20 protein-coding genes, 1 other RNA gene and 1 riboswitch are annotated in these 23176 nt (G+C 58.6%); of the genes, 12 read left to right on the top strand and 9 right to left on the bottom strand.

The window, feature by feature from the left end:
* Nucleotides 1-45: 45 nt before the first annotated feature.
* Together ACR0KS_RS15625 and ACR0KS_RS15630 are read right to left on the bottom strand one after the other, a co-directional pair.
* The gene (locus tag ACR0KS_RS15625; RefSeq protein WP_170554095.1) at nucleotides 46-390 is read right to left on the bottom strand and encodes a YbaB/EbfC family nucleoid-associated protein; all 345 of its coding nucleotides are present in this window, start codon (nucleotides 388-390) and stop codon (nucleotides 46-48) included.
* A gap of 235 nt (nucleotides 391-625) precedes the next feature.
* Nucleotides 626-2386: a DNA polymerase III subunit gamma/tau gene (locus tag ACR0KS_RS15630; protein ID WP_170567139.1), complete on the bottom strand. Its 1761-nt coding sequence runs from the start codon at nucleotides 2384-2386 to the stop codon at nucleotides 626-628.
* Between the two features lie 170 nt (nucleotides 2387-2556).
* On the opposite strand from ACR0KS_RS15630, the gene ACR0KS_RS15635 reads away from it, so the two are divergent.
* On the top strand, nucleotides 2557-3054 hold the full coding sequence (locus ACR0KS_RS15635) for a phosphatase domain-containing protein (protein WP_170567137.1): 498 nt from the start codon (nucleotides 2557-2559) through the stop codon (nucleotides 3052-3054).
* A gap of 2 nt (nucleotides 3055-3056) precedes the next feature.
* Here the strand turns inward: ACR0KS_RS15635 and ACR0KS_RS15640 are convergent, their stop codons facing one another.
* Nucleotides 3057-3464: a thioredoxin domain-containing protein gene (locus tag ACR0KS_RS15640; RefSeq protein ID WP_170567135.1), complete on the bottom strand. Its 408-nt coding sequence runs from the start codon at nucleotides 3462-3464 to the stop codon at nucleotides 3057-3059.
* Between the two features lie 82 nt (nucleotides 3465-3546).
* Nucleotides 3547-3769: riboswitch (cobalamin riboswitch) on the bottom strand.
* Between the two features lie 136 nt (nucleotides 3770-3905).
* On the opposite strand from ACR0KS_RS15640, the gene ACR0KS_RS15645 reads away from it, so the two are divergent.
* The gene (locus tag ACR0KS_RS15645) at nucleotides 3906-4763 is read left to right on the top strand and encodes an alpha/beta fold hydrolase (RefSeq protein ID WP_170386022.1); all 858 of its coding nucleotides are present in this window, start codon (nucleotides 3906-3908) and stop codon (nucleotides 4761-4763) included.
* A 26-nt stretch (nucleotides 4764-4789) separates the two neighbouring features.
* Here the strand turns inward: ACR0KS_RS15645 and ffs are convergent.
* Nucleotides 4790-4888: signal recognition particle sRNA small type (ffs, locus tag ACR0KS_RS15650), an RNA gene on the bottom strand.
* Nucleotides 4889-4927: 39 nt separating this feature from the next.
* Nucleotides 4928-6793, bottom strand: coding sequence for a bifunctional 2',3'-cyclic-nucleotide 2'-phosphodiesterase/3'-nucleotidase (locus ACR0KS_RS15655; RefSeq protein ID WP_480693261.1), 1866 nt, complete (start codon nucleotides 6791-6793; stop codon nucleotides 4928-4930).
* Between the two features lie 178 nt (nucleotides 6794-6971).
* Between ACR0KS_RS15655 and nudC the strand changes: the two genes are divergently transcribed.
* Both nudC and ACR0KS_RS15665 read left to right on the top strand, forming a co-directional pair.
* Entirely contained in the window at nucleotides 6972-7952 is a 981-nt protein-coding gene (gene nudC, locus ACR0KS_RS15660) for an NAD(+) diphosphatase (RefSeq protein ID WP_170567131.1), read from the top strand.
* Between the two features lie 40 nt (nucleotides 7953-7992).
* Complete coding sequence (locus ACR0KS_RS15665; RefSeq protein ID WP_170485718.1) at nucleotides 7993-8460, top strand: SRPBCC family protein; 468 nt, start codon at nucleotides 7993-7995, stop codon at nucleotides 8458-8460.
* Nucleotides 8461-8541: 81 nt separating this feature from the next.
* Here ACR0KS_RS15665 and ACR0KS_RS15670 read toward each other — a convergent pair whose 3' ends face one another.
* A complete protein-coding gene (locus tag ACR0KS_RS15670) occupies nucleotides 8542-9375 on the bottom strand; it encodes a prephenate dehydratase (protein ID WP_170567129.1) in 834 nt (277 codons plus the stop codon).
* 119 nt (nucleotides 9376-9494) lie between these two features.
* On the opposite strand from ACR0KS_RS15670, the gene ACR0KS_RS15675 reads away from it, so the two are divergent.
* The 5 genes from ACR0KS_RS15675 to ACR0KS_RS15695 all read left to right on the top strand — a co-directional run bounded on the left by ACR0KS_RS15675 (nucleotide 9495) and on the right by ACR0KS_RS15695 (nucleotide 15866).
* On the top strand, nucleotides 9495-10004 hold the full coding sequence (locus ACR0KS_RS15675) for a c-type cytochrome (RefSeq protein ID WP_170386730.1): 510 nt from the start codon (nucleotides 9495-9497) through the stop codon (nucleotides 10002-10004).
* Nucleotides 10005-10178: 174 nt separating this feature from the next.
* Nucleotides 10179-12089 carry an extracellular solute-binding protein gene (locus ACR0KS_RS15680; protein WP_170567127.1) on the top strand — a complete coding sequence of 637 codons (1911 nt, stop codon included), beginning with the start codon at nucleotides 10179-10181 and terminating at the stop codon, nucleotides 12087-12089.
* A 1-nt stretch (nucleotide 12090) separates the two neighbouring features.
* Nucleotides 12091-13185, top strand: a complete 1095-nt coding sequence (locus tag ACR0KS_RS15685) for a microcin C ABC transporter permease YejB (protein WP_170386010.1) — start codon at nucleotides 12091-12093, stop codon at nucleotides 13183-13185.
* A complete protein-coding gene (locus tag ACR0KS_RS15690) occupies nucleotides 13186-14292 on the top strand; it encodes an ABC transporter permease (RefSeq protein WP_170386007.1) in 1107 nt (368 codons plus the stop codon).
* Nucleotides 14289-15866 (top strand): ABC transporter ATP-binding protein, encoded by a 1578-nt coding sequence (locus ACR0KS_RS15695; protein ID WP_170485714.1) that lies wholly within the window; start codon nucleotides 14289-14291, stop codon nucleotides 15864-15866. Before ACR0KS_RS15690 ends, ACR0KS_RS15695 begins: the two co-directional genes overlap by 4 nt.
* Before the next feature lie 19 nt (nucleotides 15867-15885).
* Here the strand turns inward: ACR0KS_RS15695 and ACR0KS_RS15700 are convergent, their stop codons facing one another.
* Both ACR0KS_RS15700 and hemN read right to left on the bottom strand, forming a co-directional pair.
* On the bottom strand, nucleotides 15886-17814 hold the full coding sequence (locus ACR0KS_RS15700) for an elongation factor G (RefSeq protein WP_170567125.1): 1929 nt from the start codon (nucleotides 17812-17814) through the stop codon (nucleotides 15886-15888).
* 205 nt (nucleotides 17815-18019) lie between these two features.
* A complete protein-coding gene (gene hemN / locus ACR0KS_RS15705; RefSeq protein WP_170567123.1) occupies nucleotides 18020-19375 on the bottom strand; it encodes an oxygen-independent coproporphyrinogen III oxidase in 1356 nt (451 codons plus the stop codon).
* 61 nt (nucleotides 19376-19436) lie between these two features.
* Between hemN and fnrL the strand changes: the two genes are divergently transcribed.
* Nucleotides 19437-20180 carry a transcriptional regulator FnrL gene (gene fnrL / locus ACR0KS_RS15710; protein WP_170385995.1) on the top strand — a complete coding sequence of 248 codons (744 nt, stop codon included), beginning with the start codon at nucleotides 19437-19439 and terminating at the stop codon, nucleotides 20178-20180.
* A gap of 61 nt (nucleotides 20181-20241) precedes the next feature.
* The gene (locus ACR0KS_RS15715; protein WP_170385992.1) at nucleotides 20242-20496 is read left to right on the top strand and encodes a GlsB/YeaQ/YmgE family stress response membrane protein; all 255 of its coding nucleotides are present in this window, start codon (nucleotides 20242-20244) and stop codon (nucleotides 20494-20496) included.
* Nucleotides 20497-20533: 37 nt separating this feature from the next.
* Here the strand turns inward: ACR0KS_RS15715 and ACR0KS_RS15720 are convergent, their stop codons facing one another.
* Nucleotides 20534-21373 carry a universal stress protein gene (locus ACR0KS_RS15720; protein ID WP_170567121.1) on the bottom strand — a complete coding sequence of 280 codons (840 nt, stop codon included), beginning with the start codon at nucleotides 21371-21373 and terminating at the stop codon, nucleotides 20534-20536.
* Between the two features lie 195 nt (nucleotides 21374-21568).
* Between ACR0KS_RS15720 and ccoN the strand changes: the two genes are divergently transcribed.
* The gene (gene ccoN / locus ACR0KS_RS15725; RefSeq protein WP_170415607.1) at nucleotides 21569-23176 is read left to right on the top strand and encodes a cytochrome-c oxidase, cbb3-type subunit I; all 1608 of its coding nucleotides are present in this window, start codon (nucleotides 21569-21571) and stop codon (nucleotides 23174-23176) included.

Genomic DNA, 23176 nt, shown 5'->3' on the forward strand with positions numbered 1-23176 from the left:
GAGCCGGGCAAGGGCGCCCGGCCTGTGTTTCGTCAGGAGTGTCTATCAGAACGGCAGCTTGATGTCTGCGGGCAGGCCCATGCTTTCGGTGAGCTTTGCCATTTCTTCCTGCGACCGCTCTGCCGCTTTGGTCTGCGCGTCCTTGATGGCGGCAAGGATCAGGTCCTCGACCACTTCCTTGTCGTCACCGTTGAAGATCGATGGGTCGATGTCCAGACCTTTCAGTTCGCCTTTTGCAGTGGCGGTGGCCTTGACCAGCCCGGCACCGGATTCGCCAACAACCGTGATGGTGTTCAGTTCTTCCTGCATGTCGGTCATCTTGGTCTGCAAATCCTGTGCGGATTTCATCATCTTGGCCATGTCGCCCAGACCGCCGAGTCCTTTGAGCATCGTGTTTCTCCTGTACGTCAGTTTGAAGTCTAAATACGGGCGGCACCCGCGCGGCACAAGGGCCGTAGGTCTCCCGCCCGTCGTCAAGGTCTTTGGCAAGACCTTTCCTCCCGTTGGGCCCGGCAGCGCGGGCCTTGCCCGCGCTGCCGGGCCCAAGTCCGCTCAGGGGTGTCGGCGTCAGCCGATGGCCCGTGGCGGGCGCGGGAGTATCACGGGTATTGAATTCGCGAAGGGTTCAATCCTCCTCGAACGGGTCCCATTCGTCTTCGACTTCGGGCAAGGCTTCTGTTTCGACCTTGGCGGCGCGTTCCTCGGGTGTTTCGATCCTTTTGATCCGGGCTTTTGGGAATTGTTCCAGCACCGCCTGAACCAGCGGATGCTGCTCGGCCTGCGCACGCAGCGCGAGGTCTGCGGCGTCCCTGACTTCGGCGATTGTTGCCGTGTCACCGTCAGATACGACCGATACCGCCCAGCGATTTCCGGTCCAGCGTTGCAACGCCGATCCCAGCCTTTGCGCCAAATCTGTCGGCGCATTGTCGGCCGGAGTAAACTCAATCCGTCCCGGCTGGTACGAAACCAGACGCACGCCGTTTTCAACTTCGACCAGGAGTTTCACGTCTCGGTTTGTGCGAATCAGTTCAACCACATGTTCAAAGGTCGGATACCGGGCCAGGGCGGTCTGAGTGTCCCGCGCCAAAGCTGCGCTGGGTGCGCCCGCACCTCCACCTGCTGGCGCCGCGTAAGACTGTGCTGCAGGCGCATGAGCCTGAACGGTGCCGTGCGACGGCGCAGGCATTCCGCCGCCGGGTCCGCCGTTCGGGGCAGGGGGTGGTGCGTCCTGAAGACGTCTGATCAGATCTTCCGGGGTGGGCAGGTCGGCGACATGGGCCAGCCGGATGATGGCCATTTCCGCCGACATCATCGCATTTGGCGCGGCCGAAACCTCTTCGAGCGCTTTCAACAGCATTTGCCACATTCGGGTCAGGATGCGCATCGGAAGGGCTTCGGCCATCTGAACGCCCCGCGCGCGTTCGTCAGGCGAGACCGTCGGGTCTTCGGCAGCGTCCGGCGTTATCTTGACCACCGAGACCCAATGCGTGATCTCGGCCAGATCGCGCAGCACGGCCAGCGGGTCGGCGCCTTCGGCATATTGGCCGCCCAGCTCTGTCAAAGCTCCGGCGGTATCGCCGCGCAGGATCATGTCCATCAGGTCCAACACTCGCCCGCGATCGGCCAACCCCAGCATGGCCCGCACCTGATCGGCACTGGTTTCCCCGGCACCGTGCGAAATAGCCTGATCCAGCAACGAGGTCGCATCCCGGGCCGATCCTTCCGCCGCGCGGGTGATCAGCGCCAGAGCGTCTTCGGCGATCTGAGCGTTCTCGGCAGTTGCGATCTTTTTCAGCAGGCCGATCATGTCCTCGGGTTCGATCCGGCGCAGGTCGAAGCGCTGGCACCGGGACAGGACCGTCACCGGAACCTTGCGAATCTCGGTGGTGGCGAAGATGAACTTCACGTGCTCGGGCGGTTCTTCAAGGGTCTTGAGCAGAGCGTTGAACGCACTGTTCGACAACATGTGAACTTCGTCGATGATGTATATCTTGTAGCGCGCACTGGCGGCGCGATAGCGGACACTTTCGATGATCTCGCGAATGTCGTTCACACCGGTGCGGCTTGCGGCGTCCATCTCCATCACGTCGACATGGCGGCCTTCCATGATGGCCACGCAGTGTTCGCACTGGCCGCAGGGTTCGATCGTGGCTTTGCCTTCGCCGTCTGATCCGATGCAGTTCATGCCCTTGGCAATGATCCGCGCCGTCGTGGTTTTGCCGGTGCCGCGAATGCCGGTCATGATGAATGCCTGCGCGATCCGATCGGCCTCGAATGCGTTTTTCAGCGTGCGCACCATCGCGTCCTGGCCCACGAGGTCGGCAAAAGTTTCAGGACGGTATTTACGCGCGAGCACCTGATAGGCGGGGCTTGGAGATTCGGTCATGTCTGCTCTGTCGGATTCGTATCAGCTTTGCAGCGTAGTGACCCCCGCCGCCTACGTCCACAGCAGGGTGCGATGAATTTCGATTTGGCATGACAGATCGCAGGAGGTACAGCTTTCGGTAAGTATGTTTGCCCCGTTCGCGGGCTTTCTATGCAGGCTGCGTGGTTATTTTGGACAAGTTTGAAATCTATCCCGTACCGATTGGTTCCGGCTTGGTGGCCTTGGCTCCGATACCGGGTCGGCATGGGGACTACGCTGGGGATCTGGGAACGCTCCTTGAATGGCGGCCAGACCTGGTGATCTCAATGACGACGGACATCGAAATGGCAGATGCCAGAGCGAGCGGGCTGGGACGCGATTTGCAGTGCAATTCGGTCAAATGGGTTCACCTGCCGATCGAAGATTTTGGTGCTCCGTCGTCAGGGTCGCAAACAGAATGGTCGGAAGTCAGCGCTGCGGCGCTGCGGATACTTTCAGGTGGCGGCAAGGTTCTGGTGCACTGTCGGGGCGGGTGCGGGCGTTCCGGAATGACGGTATTGCGCCTCATGGTGGAAAGCGGCGAACCCCCCGAGCAGGCTCTGCGCAGATTGCGGGCCGCAAGGCCATGCGCCGTGGAAACCGCCGCGCAGCTTGCTTGGTCCACGGCACCGGTTCCGCGTGGCGCTTGACGTCACGCCCCAAGCTGATGCTGCGCGTCGGACGCCGGTTGCGCCGCAAATGTCGTCACTTGGAGCATTGCGCACGGCAATTCAGAAACAACTCCGGCCGGCATGAAGGTTGTGTCTTGGCCGAACATCAGGTCGGCGAATTCATTTAAGATTGCGGCGGGCGTGTCAGAGCCGATGCCGCAAAACACCCTGATCTGAGCGTGATCCGCGCGAAAACGGGCCGTGCACCCGTCGGCGCAATGAGCCAGCTCGCCGCTGCCCTCCACCTCGAATTCACGGTTGGTCGCAGGCTGCGCGGTCGCCATCGCATCCGCCAATGCGCGCGCCATCTGAGCCAGCGCCGCGCAGGGTCTGCCGGTCTTCTGGCAAACCGTTGCCGAAAATTCGTGAGTTTTAGTCTTCCAGATCATACTGCGCCCTCCGCGCGTTGGCCGGGGCATTGGTCAGGAAGGTTCAGCGAACTGAAGACCTGCCCGGACACCCCGCCCGAGTTTCGGTTTTGGTTCGATGGCAGGTCTCCTGACTTGCGGGTCTTCGCGTTGCCGACCTTCCCAGCCATTTGGCCAGTGGTGTCTCGGCATTGCTCACCGCTTACAGTTGCGGGGGCAGTCGCGGCCTTGGTCCGTTCCGGTTTCTCCGGTTGGGACCGCACCGTGTTCCCTTTTCATCCCGCCCCCAGAGATCGGGAACGAGAACCATCACGTCATCGCTAGCGGGTGAAATCCTTCCGAGTCAAGCGTGCAGTAGAATTCAAACGGACGCATGGTCACTCTTGCGCGCTCTTGACTCTGTGGGTGCATATGGCCCGATAGGAGAGTGAACCGAACAGTTCAGTAGCTTCGAGAGGGCCCATGTTGGATAACTTGCAGTCGGTGCTGACCGAGGATTTCTTGATTCCCTCTGGCCAGGCAAAATTGTCGGCGCGATTGTATTTGCCGATGACAAAGCCAGAGATTGCCGTTGTCGTGCACGGCGCGACGGGTGTTCCGCGAGATTATTACCAGCACTTCGCCCATTGGCTGGCGGCCGAACAGGGTATCGCCTGTCTGACCTACGACTACAGCGATTTCGGCCATTCCCTGACAGGGCGGAGGCAGGACGCGCAGGCGACAATGGCGGGTTGGGCCTTGAATGACATGCCTGCGGCGCGCGCCGAAATGCGTAGACGGTTCCCTAACGCGCAACAGTGGAGCATCGGTCATTCCCTTGGTGGCATGCTCGGCCCGGTTTCGCCCGATTGTGAACAGATCGACCGTATGATCTGTATCTGTTCGGGTCTGGCGACTTTGTCAGATCACCCGTGGCCCTACCGCGCCTTGGCTTCGATGTTCTGGTACGGCCACGTGCCTCTGGTTGTAAAATCTTTGGGCTACTTGCCGGGCAAGGCCACCGGGTTTGGTGCTGATCTGCCGTCAGGCGTGTATTGGCAGTGGCGCGATTGGTGCACTGCGCCCCAGAATTATCTGCCCGAAATCGGAAAAAGCCTACCGGCTGCGGACTGGTCCAAGCACGGAAAGCCCGTGGAATTGTTTGCGCTTGAAGACGACCAACTGGCGCCGCCAAAGGCCGTGTGGCGTCTGGCCAACCTTTATGGTCCAAGTGCACGTCGGAATCTGTTGTCAGCGCAAGATTTTGGACTGAAACAGATTGGGCATATCGGAATCTTTGCACGCCGAAGCGCTGCCATTTGGCCCCGTCTGATCGCCTGACGCGGCAACACATCTTCGGTTTGGAGAAGTGAGAGGTTGGACATCGACCCAAGCGGGGCTCGTTGTGGCTGCTTCCTTCCGGACCTGACCAGGTTGGCGAGGCGCTCGCCCGCGCCAACCTCTCAGGGGTGGATATAGGCATCTGTCGCGCAAATGACAACCCGTCAGAGTGTCAATCGAATTTGCGTAAACCCACTGTCGTCCTGCCCGATTGGGTTTGGGTCGAATTCGTCCAGTTCGGCCAAGTGTTGCAGGGCTTTGGCCCCAGTTCTCAGGATGGCAAAAGCGCCGGGCACTGGCGCAAGCGTGAACGGAGGTTTGGCGTTGTCCAGCGGATCAGGCTCGGTCACTCCAGACAGGTAATCCCGCAGGGCGCGTTGAATTGGCAAGACCGGCAGGGGAACTTGCGGTGCGCTATCAACAAACGGAAAATGCCCGCCGCCATTTGCCCTGTAGTTGTTCAGGGCAACCACGAATGACTGCGACTTGCAAATGGGGTGGCCGTCGAACCGCAGGTCGCGAATCCGGCTGTTCAATGGGTTGGTCATGTCGCCGCCCATATCGAAACGGGCAGGGTGGCTGAGGTCGATCTGGTAGGTCAGACCGTGCAGGACATCAAAGTTGTGACCGGCGCGCCCGGGGCTCAATAAGTCTCGCTGGTGGCCCGGCTGCATCTGGTTGAGCACACTGGCCGACATTTCGAGCCATTCCTTCAATTGCTCTGCCGTGACGATGACGGCCATCAATTCGTTCGGAAAAATGCTGAGGTCGTGGACATGGCGCAAGCGGATCTGGCCCGGCGGCACGTCGGTAAAAAAGCGCGGCCCGGCACGGCCCCCGAATTTTGAAGGCGAAACGGCCGATAGGACCGGAAAGCTCTCGTGGGGTGTGCCTTTCAGGTAGGGCCGCAGGGCCGCGGCCTGAGCCGACGCCACTAGCGCAAGCCCACGATCCGCAGCGCAAAAACTGAAGTAGCTGTGCAGATGCCGCCGTGTTTTCCCAACAGGCTGGTCAGATATCTTTCGCGTAGCAGCATGTGCTTCGGCAAACAGGCGTCGCATTTCCGGGTCTTCCGCCGGCGGGTTCAGAGGCGCGGTGGGCGATATGGGGCGCAGTTCTGTGCGTTGGCTGGTGACCCTCCATTCTCCGTCTGTTTCCGCGCTGAGGTTCAGGTCAATCACCCCCAGATGCGACCCCGCAGCGCCGGGCATCACGACCGGCTTTCCATGGACGAAACCGTTTTGCCAATCGACATGCTCCAACCCGTCATGCGCAGCCCCGGGAAGCGTCAGATGCGAATGTCCGGCGATGATCGCGTCGATGCCATCCACGGCCGCCAAGGGGATAATGGCGTTTTCGATCATGGGTTCCGGCGCCGAGGTACCCAGCCCGGTATGCGCCAGCGCAATTATCAGATCGCATCCGGCAGACTTTAGCTCTTTCGTTTTCGTTCGCGCGCAAGTCACGATGTCGTCTATGTCCACGACACCTTTCAGATGATTGGCCTCCCACTTGGCCGTTTGCGGAGGCAGGACAGAAAAGACGCCAATTTTCAAAGTGGTTTTCCGCCCGTTTGCGCTGATGGAGCGGTCTAGAATCGCGTGGCTTTGCCAGATCGGAGCCGCGTCCTGCCGGGTGGCATTGCTGCACAGAACCGGGCACGGTGCCTGCCCCATCACTCGATCCAGGACACCCAGTCCGAACCCGAAATCGTGGTTGCCCAATCCAACCGCGTCATATCCGAGCATGTCGAACGCCTGCATCAGGATGTGACGTTCATCTGTTTGCCCAACTGCCCACTCGCCAATCGGAGCACCCTGCAGCGCGTCGCCATTGTCAAAAAGCAGAACCAATTCACCCCTCTCCTCGGTCTGCGCCCGCGCCTGTTTGATCAGGCTTGCGGTGCGTGTCAGGCCGATGGAAGGGTCCGGGCTGTCACTGTAGTAGTCAAACCCGGTCAAATTCATATGCAGGTCTGTCGTGGCCAGAATTCGGACCCGCGCTTTCGTCAAAGAGGAGGAAGGTTTCAAAACTCTACTTTTGGCAGTTTTTTATTAATCAATTTCAACAAAAAGAGTATTCAGCGCAAAGATCAAGATGAGCCGCGGGTATTTAACGCCGCGGGTTCTTTTTCCGGTCGGTATGAATTGCCATTGCAACGCCATCGTTGTCATGGCAGCCCTGTGCGGACAACCCAAAGGAACTGCAATGAAAAACGCTGAGCATGTGACATTTGGTGGTTCTGGCCTGGATCGTGCGGCGCATATTCGTGGAAACGCTGATGAAATCGCGTCGGCCCGGGCGAACCCCGGGGCGCGGTGTCTGTTGCTGTGGCGGGGTAAATTGCTGGCCCAGGGCGAAGCGCTGGATCGGCTGGGCTTTGTTCCGATGACACATGGCTTGGTTGAAAACGGACCGGGTGGCATTACCGAGGAACCGATCTTTCTGGGCTTTTCCGATGACTCGCCAGTGTTCGCGGTCGATATTTCAAACTGGGCCGCAGATGATTTGGATTTGTCTCAGGTCGGCGCTTTTGTTGACCGGTCAGAGCAACAGCATCCTGACCTTCCCGCAGGGTTTGTGTTTGCTGAACTGCGTCGAATCATGACCCGGTTATCGGCGCGCGACGCCGAGTTGGCTGCGTCCGCCAAGGCGGTAATCGGCTGGCACGAGACTCATCGGTTTTGCGCCCGCTGTGGCGCGGCCAGCGAGATGTCTCAGGCGGGATGGCAGCGCAGTTGCCCGTCTTGCGGTGGGCAGCATTTCCCGCGAACGGACCCTGTGGTCATTATGCTGATCACGCATGGCGAATCCGTTTTGATGGGGCGGTCTCCTGGGTGGCCCGAAGGGGTGTATTCCCTGCTGGCGGGATTTGTCGAGCCGGGCGAGACGCTGGAAGCCGCCGTCAGACGCGAGGTTATGGAGGAGGCAGGCGTGCCAGTAGGTCAGGTGACGTATCTGTCCAGCCAGCCCTGGCCGTTTCCAGCATCGTTGATGTTTGGGTGCGCAGGTGAAGCTCTTTCGAGGGACATCAACATTGATCCTGTTGAGATCGAAGATGCGATGTGGGTCAGCAAGTCCGAGATGATGCAGGCTTTCGCAGGTGAGCATCCAAATCTTTTGCCAGCGCGCAAAGGTGCCATCGCGCATTTCCTATTGCAGAACTGGCTTGCAGACACCTTGGACTGACAAAATACTGGGCTGATAAGTATGAGAGCCACGAACTGAAATGCAATTCACGGCGCGCGAAGATATCGAAGCCCCGATCAACTCAGTGTTTGAGATGGTAGCTGATTTTGAACGCTTTGAGCGTATGGCCATGCGTCGCGGTATCGAGGTGCGGCGGATGTCGGGGCACATGGGGGTCGTTCCCGGCACAACCTGGGAAACCGAGTTCAGGCTGCGCGGTAAGCCGCGCCACGTCGAAATATTGATGGCCGAGTGTGAGCCTCCGTCCCAGATGCGCTTTGAGGCCACGGGCAAAGGCCTCAGCGGTACGACGGTGATAGAATTCCTCGCCCTGTCCCAGCGCAGAACAAGGCTGAAACTGGATATGACCCTGGCAGCCAAATCCCTGCCGGCGCGCCTCTTTCTGCAGTCACTCAGACTGGGGCAGTCTCGGTTCCGCCGGCGCTTTCAGTCGCGGTTGAGTGAGTTCGCCCGAGAAATGGAGGAACGGCACAGGCACGGCCTCTGAAGCGCAGAAAAGCCCGAAACCGCTGGCGGGCAGCACACCACCCCTGGTGGATGGGCCAAGCGTTTCACTTCGCGACGTGTCTCATCCACGCGGTTGGGCGGCTGGATACACACCCAGAACCTCCACATTTGTGGTGAAATGCTCCAGCTCCTCCATGGCCAGCTTTACGTTTCGGTCGTCTGGGTGACCGACGATGTCGGCGTAGAATTGCGTGGCGGTGAATGACCCATCAACCATGTAGCTTTCCAGCTTGGTCATGTTGATACCGTTCGTGGCAAAGCCGCCCATCGCCTTGTAGAGGGCCGCAGGGATATTGCGCACCTGAAAGACAAAACTGGTGATCATGCCGTGCTCGCCACGACGGGACACATCTGCCTGACGGGACATCACAAGAAACCGCGTGGTATTGTTGTCACGGTCTTCGATATGGCGTGCCAGAACCTTCAGGCCGTAAATTTCCCCGGCAAGTTCGCTGGCCAACGCAGCCGAGTGCAGATCACCTTGCTCGGAAACCTCACGCGCGGCGCGGGCGTTGTCGGGGCTGACCCGTCCGCGAATCCCGTGTTCTTTCAGAAACCCCGCACATTGAGGCAGCAATACCAGATGCGAATGGGCTTCGGTTATGTCCGCAAGCGCGGCCCCCGGAACGGCCAGCAGGTTGATGTGAACACGCACGAATGCCTCGTCGATGATGTGCAGACCGCTATGGGGAAGCAACCGGTGGATATCGGCGACCCGACCGTAGGTCGTGTTTTCGACGGGCAGCATCGCCAGATCAGCCTCGCCCGAGCGGACCGATTCGATCACATCCTCGAATGTGCGGCAGGGCAGGGCCTCCATGTCGGGGCGGGCATTGCGGCAAGCCTCGTGGCTATAGGCGCCGGGTTCTCCCTGAAATGCGATACGTTTGGTCATTTGGTCGATTCCGTGCAACAAGTTCTCGAATTGGGCGTTTAGTCGCGGTGTCTATACCTTGCCTCTTGTCAGGGGAAGCCTTAGACACCCCGCAGACAGCTGAAATGGACTCGCGATCAATGTTCGACACGATGACAGTTACCAAGGCCGCCGCAGGCCTGTTTGGCACCTTCCTGGTGCTGCTTCTGGCCAAATGGGGCGCCGAAGTTCTTTATCACGCCGATGCGCATGGCGAGACGGCTTCTTATATCATCGAAACCGAAAGCGCGGGCGAAAGCGCTGACGGCGAAGAAGTGGTGTTTGAAGACATGCTGGCCGCCGCTGATGTGGAAAAAGGCGCCAAGGTATTCCGCAAATGCACCGCCTGCCACAAGCTGGAAGATGGCGCGAATGGCACCGGCCCGTACCTGTATGGTGTTGTGGACCGCCCGGTTGCCTCGGCGAATGGGTTTACCGGCTATTCAGCCGCGATGCAGGCGCATGGCGGAAACTGGACGCCGGAAGCTCTGGACGCGTTCCTGGAACGCCCAAGCGCCTATATTTCGGGCACCTCTATGAGCTTTGCTGGCCTGAAAAAGCCGCAGGATCGCGCCGACCTGATTGCTTACCTGCAAACAATTGGCAACTGATCCCATACTCGGTATCGCCTAGATTCAAAGCCGCTGCCCCGCGCAGCGGCTTTATTTTTTGTTTAAGAAGAACTTCACAAAGCGTTCACGCATTCTAAACTTGCATATGACAGTGCTGGTCTTTTAGCTGGCGCTTACAAGGTTAAAGAAGTCAACGATCCAGAGGATGAGCACATGAAACCCCTGCCGCCCGCACCGCGCGTATCGAATGTTCGGCCTTGGGCGGCACTGATGGGGATTACAGCGGCGTTCATGCTGAGCATTGGAAGCCAAGCCCATTCCGCCGAGGAAAATGTCACCCGAAGCCACGGCTATTCGTATTTCGGAAATCTCGACTATCCCGCAGACTACCCGCATCTGAACTATGTGAACCCCGAAGCCCCCAAGGGGGGAGAGTTGTCGCTGGCTGGTTCCGGAACGTTTGATTCTTTGAACCCGTATTCGCGCAAAGGTCGGGCCGGGGCGCTTACGACGCTGCAATACGACTCGCTGATCGACAGCACTGCGGACAGCGTCGGGCAGTATTACGGCCTGCTGGCTGAAAGCATGGAGTACGATGAAGGCCGCAACTACGTGATCTTTCACATGCGGCCCGAGGCGACGTTCTGGGACGGCACCCCTGTAACGGCCGAGGACGTGGTCTATAGCCATCGCCTGTTTATCGAGCAGGGTCTGCCATCCTATGCGCAGGCTGTTGGTCGGATGGTAGCGGACTCCGAAGCGCTGGATGACCACACCGTCAAATTTACCTTTAGCCCCGAAGTAACAAGACGTGGGCTGATCGAGACCGTTGGGTCAACGCCTGTATTCTCAAAAGCGTGGTTTGAAGCAGACGAGAGCCGCCGTCTGGATGAACCCCGGCTCGAGGTTGCGGTGGGGTCGGGGCCGTACAAGCTGGACAGTTACGACATCAATCGCCGCATCGTTTACAAGCTCCGTGACGATTATTGGGCGAAAGACCTGCCTATAAATGTGGGGCGCAACAACTACGATACCATTAGGGTTGAGTACTTCGCCGACCAGACCGCTGCTTTTGAAGGGTTCAAGGCGGGTGAGTATACGATGCGTATCGAAAGTGACCCCAAACTCTGGGCCTCAAGCTATGATTTTCCGAAACTGAGCGAAGGTTCAGTTGTGCGGGATGAGATTGTCGATGGCAGCCCTCCGACGCCATCGGGCTTTGTTTTCAATCTCGGCAAGCCGCAATTCGCGGATAAGAACGTGCGCAAAGCCTTGGCGCTGGCGTTCAATTTTGAATGGGCCAATGAATCGCTGATGTTCGGATTGAATTCGCCCCGGAACTCGTTTGTTCAGGGAACGCATCTTGAGGCAACCGGCGTGCCGGAAGGGGCTGAACTGGCGTTTCTGGAGACGCTGGGTGACGTGGTCCCCGCAGATGTTCTGAGCGAACCGGCGCTTTCGACGCATGAATCCAACTCGGCGCGCTTGAACGACCGCCGCAACCTGCGCAAGGCGTCGAAACTGCTGGATGAGGCCGGTTGGCCTGTGGGCGAGGGCAATCTGCGCCGCAATGCGGCAGGTGAAACCCTCAAGGTGAACATCCCCTATGCGTCCAGTATTCCAACCTCGACCGCGACGATGATTGAAACTTTCGTGCAGAACCTGCAGTCGATCGGCGTGGACGCCTCGGCGGAAAAGGTGGACCCGTCTCAGTTCACGCTGCGCCGGCGCGAGCGGGACTACGACATGGTTCATTCCACCCGGTATGGGTCATTCCTGTCGACCGGCGGCGGTTTGAGCCAGATGTACGGTTCCGAAGAAGCCGCGTTTAGCCTGTTCAACCCGGCTGGGCTTGCCAGCCCGCTGGTGGATGCCGTGATTGAGGCGTCTTTTGACACAACAAATCAGGCCGAACAGGACGCGGCGCTTATGGCGCTGGATCGCGTGCTGCGGTATGAGTTCTTCATTATTCCCGATGGATACGTGGCGGACTACTGGACGGCCTATTACGACATGTATGAATACCCCGAAAACCTGCCGCCATTTTCGCTTGGCTACCTTGATCTCTGGTGGGTCAACCCCGAGAAAGAGTCTGCGTTAAAGACGAAGGGCGCGCTGCGGTAACATGGGCGCCTATATACTAAGACGCCTGTTGCTGGTTATTCCCACGCTTCTGGGCATTATGATCGTCAACTTTACGCTGGTTCAGTTTGTACCGGGCGGGCCGATCGAACAGATCATCGCGCAGATCGAAGGTCAGGGCGACGTTTTCGCAGGCTTCGCGGGTGCCGGAGATGCCGGTGCCGCCGCCGAACCCGCCGGAGGCTCGTTCGACGACAAATACGTTGGTGCCCGTGGCTTGCCGCCGGAATTCATTGCAGAACTGGAAAAAGAGTTCGGGTTCGACAAACCGCCGCTGGAACGTTTCCTGTCCATGATGGGCAACTACCTGACACTGGATTTTGGCGAGAGCTATTTCCGGTCGATCAGCGTTATTGATCTGGTCCTCGAAAAAATGCCTGTCTCGATCTCGCTGGGCCTGTGGTCCACGCTGATTGCCTATCTGGTGTCGATCCCGCTGGGTATTCGCAAGGCGATCAAGGACGGCTCGACCTTTGATACCTGGACCAGCGGAACGATCATCGTGGCCTATGCCATTCCCGGTTTCCTGTTCGCAATCCTGTTGCTGGTGCTGTTTGCCGGTGGGTCATACTGGCAGATTTTCCCGCTGCGGGGGCTGACATCGGACAATTGGGACAGCCTTAGCCTGATGGGGAAAATCGCCGACTATTTCTGGCACATCACTTTGCCGATTATCGCCCTGACCATTTCGGCCTTTGCAACCCTGACGCTGCTGACCAAGAACTCGTTCCTGGACGAGATCAAGAAACAGTACGTGATGACAGCCCGCGCCAAGGGGTTGAGCGAGGGCAAGGTGTTGTACGGTCACGTGTTCCGCAACGCTATGCTGATCGTGATTGCGGGGTTCCCTGCGGTGTTTATCGGCGTGTTCTTTGGCGGGTCGATCATTATTGAAACGATCTTCTCGCTGGATGGGTTGGGCCGATTGGGGTTCGAGGCGGCCGTTGCGCGCGACTACCCGGTGATCTTTGGCACTCTGTTTATTTTTGGCTTGATGGGGCTGGTTGTCGGCATCATCAGTGATCTGATGTACGTGCTGGTCGACCCGCGCATCGACTTTGAAAAGCGGGAGGGGTAGATGGCGCTTTCTCCGCTTAATCAACGTCGTTGGCGCAATTTCCGGCGCAATGGCCGGGCCTTCTGGTCGCTGATCATTTTCTCGATCTTGTTCGGCTTGTCGCTGTTTGCCGAATTCATCGCCAATGACAAACCGATCCTCGTGAAATACCGGGGCGAGTTCTACACGCCCGTCTTCAACTTCTACGCCGAAACCGAGTTTGGGGGCGACTTCCAGACCGAAGCGATCTATCGCGATCCCGAAGTGCGCTGCCTGATCGACAGCGGCGGGTTGGAGCAGTGTTTCGACGACCCCGAGGGGATTATCGAGCAGATCGATGCCGGTACGTTCCAAGCCGAAGGGTTCGAGCGCGGCTGGGCCATCTGGCCCCTGATCCCCTATTCCTTCAACACCAGCGTTGACCGGCCGGGTGCCGCGCCACTGCCTCCAAATGGCCAGAACCTGCTGGGCACGGACGACACCAAGCGCGATGTTCTGGCGCGGGTGATTTATGGGTTCCGGCTGTCGATCCTGTTCACCCTGATGGTGACCGGCGTTGCCAGCCTGATCGGGATTTTCGCCGGTGCTATTCAGGGGTTCTTCGGCGGCTGGCTGGACCTGATTTTCCAGCGGATCATCGAGATATGGTCCGCGACCCCGTCGCTTTATGTGATCATCATCATGTTTGCCATTCTGGGCCGAAGTTTCTGGTTGCTGGTGGCGTTGATGATCCTGTTCAGTTGGACAGGGCTGGTCGGGGTTGTCCGGGCCGAATTCCTGCGGGCGCGGAACCTTGAATATGTGCGCGCGGCGCGTGCGCTGGGTGTGGGCAACATGACCATCATGTTCCGTCACATGCTGCCGAATGCGATGGTCGCCACGCTGACCTTCATGCCGTTTATCGTCACGGGCACCATTGGTGGGTTGGCCTCACTGGACTTCCTTGGCTTTGGCCTTCCATCCTCGGCCCCGTCTCTGGGTGAGCTGACCTTGCAAGCGAAACAGAACCTGCAAGCCCCGTGGCTGGCGTTCACGGCGTTCTTTACCTTTGCCATCATGCTGTCGCTGCTGGTCTTCATCTTTGAAGGCGTGCGCGATGCGTTTGATCCCAGAAAGACCTTCTCATGAGCCTTTTGGATGTGAACAACCTCAAGGTCTCGTTCAAACAGGACGGGCAGGTCAGCGCGGCGGTGAAGGGGGTGTCATTCACCGTCGACCGTGGTGAAACGGTGGCTTTGGTGGGTGAGTCCGGATCGGGTAAATCCGTTACAGCCTTGTCGACAGTGTCGCTGCTGGGCGATAGCGCGATCGTCGAAGGTTCCGTCCGGTATGACGGGAATGAGATGATCGGCGCGTCCGAGGACAGGTTGATGGATGTGCGAGGCAACGACATCAGCTTTATCTTTCAAGAGCCGATGACCTCGCTCAACCCGCTGCATACGATCCAGAAGCAGATGGCGGAATCCCTGGCCTTGCATCAGGGTCTGACCGGGGATGCAGCGCGTGATCGAATTGTCGAGCTGCTGACAAAGGTTGGCATTCGCGACCCGCAGGATCGTCTGGACAGCTATCCGCACCAGCTTTCGGGCGGACAGCGGCAGCGCGTGATGATCGCGATGGCGCTGGCCAACAAGCCCGATATCCTGATCGCGGATGAACCGACAACGGCGCTGGACGTGACCATTCAGGCGCAGATTCTCGAACTGCTGGCCGAGTTGCAGAAATCCGAAAACATGGGAATGTTGTTCATCACCCATGACCTTGGCATCGTGCGCCGGATCGCGGACCGTGTATGCGTGATGAAGGATGGTGAGATCGTCGAAACCGGCCCCACGGCCGAGATTTTTGATGACCCGCAACACCCTTATACCCGCAAGCTGCTGGCGGCCGAGCCGTCCGGTCACCCACAGGCGGTGGCCTCGGATGCAGAAGAGGTCGCGCGGACTGATCACCTCAAGGTCTGGTTCCCGATCCAGCGCGGGTTCCTGAAGCGGACCGTGGGACACGTTAAGGCGGTCAACGACGCCACGCTCAGCGTGCGCGCGGGTGAGACGCTGGGGATCGTGGGCGAAAGCGGCTCGGGCAAGACAACGCTGGCTTTGGCGATCATGCGCCTGATCGCGTCTGAGGGTGGCATCACCTTCCGCGATCAGGATGTCCGGCGTTGGTCCACGCGACAGCTACGCCGGTTGCGCAAGGACATGCAGATCGTGTTTCAGGACCCGTTCGGCAGCCTGAGTCCGCGCATGACGTGCCAGCAGATCATTGCCGAAGGTCTGGCGATCCACAAAGTCGACCCGCACCGCGCCCCGCGTGAACTGGTGGCTGAGGTGATGACCGAAGTGGGGCTGGACCCGGCCGCAATGGACCGGTACCCGCATGAGTTCTCAGGCGGCCAGCGTCAGCGGATCGCCATCGCGCGAGCAATGGTGTTGCGGCCCAAGCTACTGGTTCTGGATGAACCGACCAGCGCGCTGGACATGACGGTGCAGGTTCAAATCGTCGATCTGCTGCGCGATCTTCAACGCAAATACGGGCTGGCCTATCTGTTCATCAGCCACGATCTGAAAGTCGTGCGCGCCATGTCCCATAACGTCATCGTCATGCGAAACGGTGATGTGGTTGAAATGGGCGCGGCCGAGGATTTGTTTGAAAACGCTCAGACGGATTACACCCGGGAATTGATCGCAGCGGCGGGCTGAAGCCCGCCCTGCGGTTTGCTCAGGCGCTGGCTTTTTCCTTTGCCGCCTGTTTTGGAACCGGGCCACGCAGTTCCTCATAGTGATCAAAGCTCAATCTCACCCAACCGGTGCCGCGTGTGGCGCTGGCCAGACTGCGGTGCAGTTCATCCTCGGCGACCGCCGGAAGCTGCGCGTTGAAAATCTCCCACCCTGATGCGTTGGGATTGCCCTCAAAGCCCAGAACCTGACCTTGAAGCGAGCTGATCGTGGGCACCAGATCGCCGACGAAATCCGAAGGCAGGTGAATCTCGGCATTCAGGATCGGTTGCAATACCACGGGTTTAGCCTGTGGCAGCGCCTCACGCACAGCGTTTTTTCCGGCCGTGCGGAAAGCATAGTCCGAGCTGTCCACGTTGTGGTGCTTGCCGTCGCTCAGCGTGATTTTCACATCTACAACCGGGAACCCCTCGGGGCCCTGTTCAAGCGCGTCCTTGGCCCCGTGTTCGACCGAGGGGATATAGTTGCGCGGCACGGCGCCGCCTTTGACCACCTCTTCAAACTGGAATCCTGACCCGCGCGGCATAGGCGCGACCGAGATGACGACATCGGCGAATTGTCCGGCCCCGCCGGACTGTTTGCGATGGCGGTGCCGATGTTCAATCGGCGTGCGGATGGTTTCCCGATATGCGGTTTCAACCGGGTCGGTGACGATCTCGATCCCGAAATCTTCGGCCAGTTTCGCGCTGACACGGCGCATATGCTGCGGACCCTGAGACCCCAGAACTGAGTGTCCGCTCAGCTCGTCCTGCTGCATGTGCAGTCCGGGGTCAATCTCGACCAACCGGGTCAGGGCATTGGACAAACGTACATCGTCGCGTTCGTGCGCCGGTGAGACCACTTGACGGTGGGCCGCTGGATGGGACGAGGCCCACTCGGGCAGCGGCGTGGCCTCTTTGCTGTCATAGAGATTGCCGGGGTTCAGGTGGTCAGACTTGACCGCCAGCCCGATCTGTCCCGCGTCCAGCTTGCCGATCTGGGTTTTTGCATCCAAACCCGTCAGATTGCCAACGGTCTCTCCGCCCAATGGCTCATGAGCTTTTACGCCGTCGCCCAGTCCGCGCAGGACGATGATCTTGCCGATATGCTTCTTCACATCGGCAAACCCTGCAATCGCACGGGCGTTTTCGGCGGCCTCATCGCGACCGGCTGCGATGTCAAACTCGGGCGCTTCGTGCCGTAAGGCTTTCATCAGGCGCGTCAGGCCGTTGCCATGGCTGGCGGATCCCAGACAGGCGGGGATAAGCTGATGGTTCTGCAATACCTGCGCGGCAAGGTCGTAAATCTCGGCGCTGGGGGGCTGTTTGTCTTCGATCAGTTGTTCGAGCAGGTTGTCATCAAAATCGGACAGAGTTTCCAAAAGCTCGGTTCGGGCTTCTTGTTCACGGTCTTCCACAGATTGGGGCAGCTCGATCAGATTCGAGGGTTTCCCCTCTTGGTATTTCCAGGCCCGTTCCGAAATCAGATCGACCGCGCCAACTATGGAGTCTCCGTCACGGATGGGGACTTGCCGCAACGCGATGTGATGAACGCAATAGGTCTGTAGTGCCGCGATGATGTCCCGAATGCGCCCATTCGGGCTGTCCATCCGGTTGATGAACAGAAAGCAGGGAATCCCGGCTTCCTCCACCAACCTCAGATAAGGGGCGCAGAGAACGGCCGCGTCCGGGTCTGGGGGCACAACCACAACAGCCGCGTCGGAAATGGCCATAGCCGGGCCGACATAGCCCAGATTATCCCCGCCGCCATCGACGTCGACGGCGCACCAGTGTTCGTCCAAATAAGAAAAACCGTGCAAGTGCACGGTTCCGGATACGTCGAATGTGGTGGGTCGACCGTCGAGGCGGCTAATGGCCTCGACCAGGGTTGTCTTGCCCGACTGACTGGGGCCGAGGACGGTGAAAACGCGCATGAGTGCTGTCCCTCTTTCAGGTTGCAGTAATACCTGCACGAAAAGGACCGTCCCACGCGGATGCGTCGGCAAGAACTGTCTGCGAATTCACCTGCCTCAGGGTGCGGATCGCACGTCCCAAGTGTGGAGAAAATCGGATACCTGCGTCAAGCCCCTGCACGTATTTCAGGGTGACGGACCGCAGAGCCGGGCAATCTGCAAGATGTCAGATCGCCGAACTATGCCCTGCTTTGCTGAGGTCATAGGCGTCGAAACTGCGGGCAATTATTCGGGTCAGAGCCCGCGCTTCCGTAGGGATGAACAGGCCGTCCTCGGTAACGCGAAGCAGATTATCAAACGCTGTGTTGGCGGTCAGATACATCTGGTTCAACTCGGCGGCAGAAATATCGTGGTCGCGCAGGATTTCGGCTGAGTTGATCTGAAAGTCGCACATCAGTGCCTCGATCAATCGGGCACGCAGCACGTCCTGCCCCTTGAACACATGTCCACGGGACGTCGAGAAACGCCCCTCGCGGATTGCTTTGGTATGGGCCGAGGTTGCGGGTGCGTTCTGGGCGTAGCCCTGCGGAAAGCGCGAGATCGAGCTTGCGCCTACTCCGATCAGAACTCCGGCCTGATCGTCGGTATAGCCCTGAAAATTCCGCTTGAGCCGCCCAGTTTTCAGAGCTTGGGTCAGGCCGTCATCCTGCGTCGCAAAGTGGTCAATTCCGATTTCGGCGTAGTTGTCCCACATGAACAGGCGGCGTGCCGTGTCGAAAAGATCAAGACGCTGTTCCGGGGTGGGCAGCGCGTCGGACGGAATCAATTGCTGCCGTTTGGCCATCCATGGAACATGGGCATATCCGTATAGCGCCACGCGATCCGGGCTGAGCGACAGTAGCTTTTGCACACTTTCGGTCATCCGCGACTTGGTCTGATGCGGCAGGCCGAACAGGATGTCTGCGTTCAGGCTGGAAATGCCGCGTGCGCGGATCATCTCTGCTGCTTTGCGCGTGGTGTCGTAGCTTTGAATCCGGCCAATAGTTTTCTGAATTTCGTCGTCGAAATCCTGAACCCCGATCGAAGCCCGGTTCATTCCGGTCTCTGCCAATGCGTCCAGACGCGCTTCGTCAATCTCGTTCGGGTCGATCTCAACCGAGAACTCGGCGTTCGGGCCAAGTGGAACAATTTCCAGAATACGCTTTGCCAGATCACGCATCAGATCCGGGCTGAGTAAGGTGGGTGTACCGCCGCCCCAGTGCAAGCGCGAGAGGGTCACCCCTTGTGGAAGACGTTCAGCCAGCAGGTCCAGTTCGGCCTTCAGCACATCCACATAGGCGATGACTGGGTTGTCGGTCTGGGTGCCTTGCGTCCGGCATGCGCAGAACCAGCAGAGCCTGCGGCAGAATGGGACGTGGATGTACAAAGAGATGGCAGAGCCGGGCTTGATCCGGGAAATCCAGTCCCCATAAAGACTTGCCCCCACGTCATTGCTGAAGTGAGGGGCGGTAGGATAGCTTGTGTAACGCGGTACTTTCGCGTCAAATAGTCCAAGCCGTGCCAGTTGTGGTTTAACTATCATGGCGATACCGTTAAAGGACGGCCCGCAAAGATACCTTGATAGAGATCAAGTGGAAACGTGTATGACACCCACATTCAAGATCGACCATGCGAACTGTGCTGACTGCCCGATCCGCCATCGGGCCGTGTGCGCGCATTGCGATGCCGATGAGCTGGAAGAGCTGGAAACGATTAAGTATTACCGCAGTTTTGAGGCCGGTCAGACGATTATCTGGTCAGGAGATCAGATGAATTTTGTGGGATCGGTCGTGTCTGGCATCGCGTCGTTGACCCAGACTATGGAAGACGGCCGCACACAGATGGTGGGGCTTTTGCTTCCCAGCGATTTTGTCGGACGGCCCGGTCGCGAATCGGCGCCTTACGATGTGCAGGCTACGACCGATCTGGTGATGTGTTGCTTTCGCAAGAAGCCTTTTGAAGAGCTGATGAACGAGACCCCGCATATCGCCCACCGCCTGCTGCAGATGACGCTGGATGAGCTGGACGCAGCGCGTGAATGGATGCTGGTTCTTGGGCGCAAAACCGCGCGCGAAAAGATCGCCAGCCTGTTGTCTATCATCGCCCGCCGGGATGCCTCGATCAGTCCAAAGGGGAATGCCGGGCCGATAGTCTTTGACTTGCCGCTGACGCGTGAGGCCATGGCGGATTACCTTGGTTTGACCCTGGAAACGGTCAGCCGCCAGATTTCAGCTCTGAAACGGGACGGCGTCATTAGCCTTGAGGGCAAACGTCACGTGACCATTCCGGACATGGGCCGTCTGATGGAAGAAGCAGGCGACGACTCAGACGGTGGTTTTCTGGTCTGACGTGACCTGGCGCATCAGTCATGGTTTAGTGGGCTAAGTGCAGTCAGTTCAGGAGTAAACCATGGAATTCAGCAGCCTACTGGCCATGATCTTCATTGGTGCCGTAGCCGGTTGGCTTTCCGGCAAGATCATGGAAGGCCGGGGCTTCGGCCTGTTTGGAAACATCATCGTCGGGGTTGTCGGCGCGTTTCTGGCGGGAACGATCTTTCCGGCGCTTGGCTTTTCGGTTGGGGGCGGCGTGTTCTCGTCAATCTTGTTTGCCACGATCGGAGCAGTCATTTTGCTGTTCCTGATCGGTCTCGTACGGCGAGGATAAAAAAACCGCCCCTTAGGGCGGTTTTCTTTTGCTGGCCTCAATGCGCCAGAAATACAGGAACAGGCGATTGTTCCAACATGTTTCGCGTTGCGCCGCCCAGAATGGCCTCTCGGAATCTCGAATGCCCGTAGGCACCCATGACGATCATGTCGGCTTCGGTGTCCGAGGCGTGACGATTCAGGATGTCTGATACACGGGTCATCGTCTTGCTGAGAACGTCGATTTCACATTTCACGCCGTGCCGTGCCAGCATTTGCGACAACATCCCACCCGGATCGGACCGGTCCGGACCGTGGCGCGGCGGGTCGATCACAACGATCCGTACAAGCTCGGCCTGTTTCAGGAAGGGCAGGGCGCGACGAATGGCGCGCATGGCCTCGACGCTTTCGTTCCAGCCGATCAATATGGTGCCCGGCCGGTCGAACGGTTGCGCGTTTGCCGGAGTGATGAAAACGGGGGCGTGCCCCTCGAACATGGCCGCTTCTACTATGGGTTCACACTCTGCGCCACGATCTTCGCCATAAGGCTGAGGCAAAACCACCAGATCAGAGAATCGTGCACGGTGGGCAACATGACGTCCGATGTCCGCGATCTGGGCCACTCCGTTTTCGGCCGACCACCGGATGCCGGATTTGCCCAGAAACTCTTTTGCGTGGGCCAGAATCTCCTCGGCTTCTGCATTCGCGCGGCTCAGCGTTTCTTGCAGGATCAGGGCGTTTGCGCCCGCATAGTAATACCCTGTCTGACTGCGATCGACCCCCAGGCACAAGGCTTCGGCGTGGGCATCCTGAGCCGAGGCAAGCGCCGCCAACTGCGCGAGCGCTGCGTTCGATTGTTCAGTATTTGTCATGACAGTAAGAAGAGATTTGTAAGCCATTTTGACCTCTTGCCTTCGGACCACTGCAAAATGCGACTTTCTGGCCCAGTCGTTTCTTAAGCATTGTCATAGTATTCGGCGGCTTGTCTTGACACAGATCAAGGCAGTTGAGGCGGCTGTCCGACAAAAGAGCAGCCAGTCAATAAGGTTCTGCGATATAAGAGAATCGCGCAGAGCATGGCAAAGGGACGCAATATGTCAAATTACATCAAGCTGATCGTGCTTGGTCTTATCGTGGTTTTTGCCGCGATCGGGACCAATTATGCACGCGATTTGGCGTATCAGGTGCATGCAATTCTGGTGATGCTGATCGCCGGCGGATTGTTCATCTGGACGCTTAGAAACACCGACGAGCCAGATATTCTTGTGGATCATTCGGCCGAATATATGGACGGCGTGATCCGCTATGGCGTTATCGCCACCGCCTTCTGGGGCGTGATCGGGTTCATCGCCGGTACATTTATCGCCTTTCAACTGGCCTTTCCCGTTTTGAATTTTGAATGGGCGCAGGGCTATCTTAATTTTGGCCGTTTGCGTCCGCTGCACACATCCGCGGTGATTTTTGCCTTTGGCGGCAATGCCTTGATCGCAACCTCGTTCTACGTGGTACAGCGCACCAGTGCCGCGCGTCTTTGGGGCGGCAACCTGGCGTGGTTCGTGTTCTGGGGGTATCAGCTGTTCATCGTACTGGCCGCGACCGGTTATGTTCTGGGTGGTACACAATCCAAGGAATACGCTGAGCCCGAATGGTACGTCGATCTGTGGCTGACCATCGTCTGGGTTGCGTATCTGGCCGTTTTCCTGGGCACTGTCGTCAAGCGGAAAGAGCCGCATATCTACGTGGCCAACTGGTTCTACCTGGCCTTTATCGTCACCGTCGCGATGCTGCACGTGGTCAACAACCTGACCATCCCGGTCAGCATCTGGGGGTCGAAATCGGTCATCGTCTGGTCGGGTGTACAGGACGCCATGATCCAGTGGTGGTACGGCCACAACGCCGTGGGCTTCTTCCTGACTGCGGGCTTCCTGGGCATGATGTACTATTTCATCCCGAAACAGGCCGAGCGTCCGGTGTTCTCGTACAAGCTGTCGATCATCCACTTCTGGGCGCTGATCTTCCTGTACATCTGGGCCGGTCCGCACCACCTGCACTATACCGCGCTGCCTGACTGGGCTTCGACGCTGGGCATGGTGTTCTCGATTGTGCTGTGGATGCCGTCGTGGGGTGGCATGATCAACGGTCTGATGACCTTGTCGGGCGCATGGGACAAACTGCGCACCGACCCGATCATCCGTATGATGGTCATCTCGGTCGGCTTCTACGGCATGTCCACCTTTGAAGGCCCGATGATGTCGATCCGCGCTGTGAACAGCCTGTCTCACTACACCGACTGGACCATTGGTCACGTGCATTCTGGCGCTCTGGGCTGGAACGGTATGATCACCTTTGGTGCGCTGTACTTCCTGGTACCTGTCCTGTGGAAGCGTGAGCGTCTGTATTCGCTGCAGATGGTCAGCTGGCACTTCTGGCTCGCCACGATCGGCATCGTATTGTATGCCGCGTCGATGTGGGTCACCGGTATCATGGAAGGCCTGATGTGGCGTGAAGTGGATGCCAACGGCTTCCTCGTGAACTCGTTCGCTGACACCGTGGCCGCCAAGTTCCCGATGTATGTGGTACGTGCGCTGGGCGGTGTGCTCTACGTCGCGGGCGGTGTGATCATGTGCTACAACCTGTGGATGACTGTGCGGAAGGCACCGGCTAAAGAAGCCAGCCTCTCCGTCGCGGTCCCGGCTGAATAA

It is taken from the genome of Ruegeria sp. BC7 (assembly GCF_056539165.1).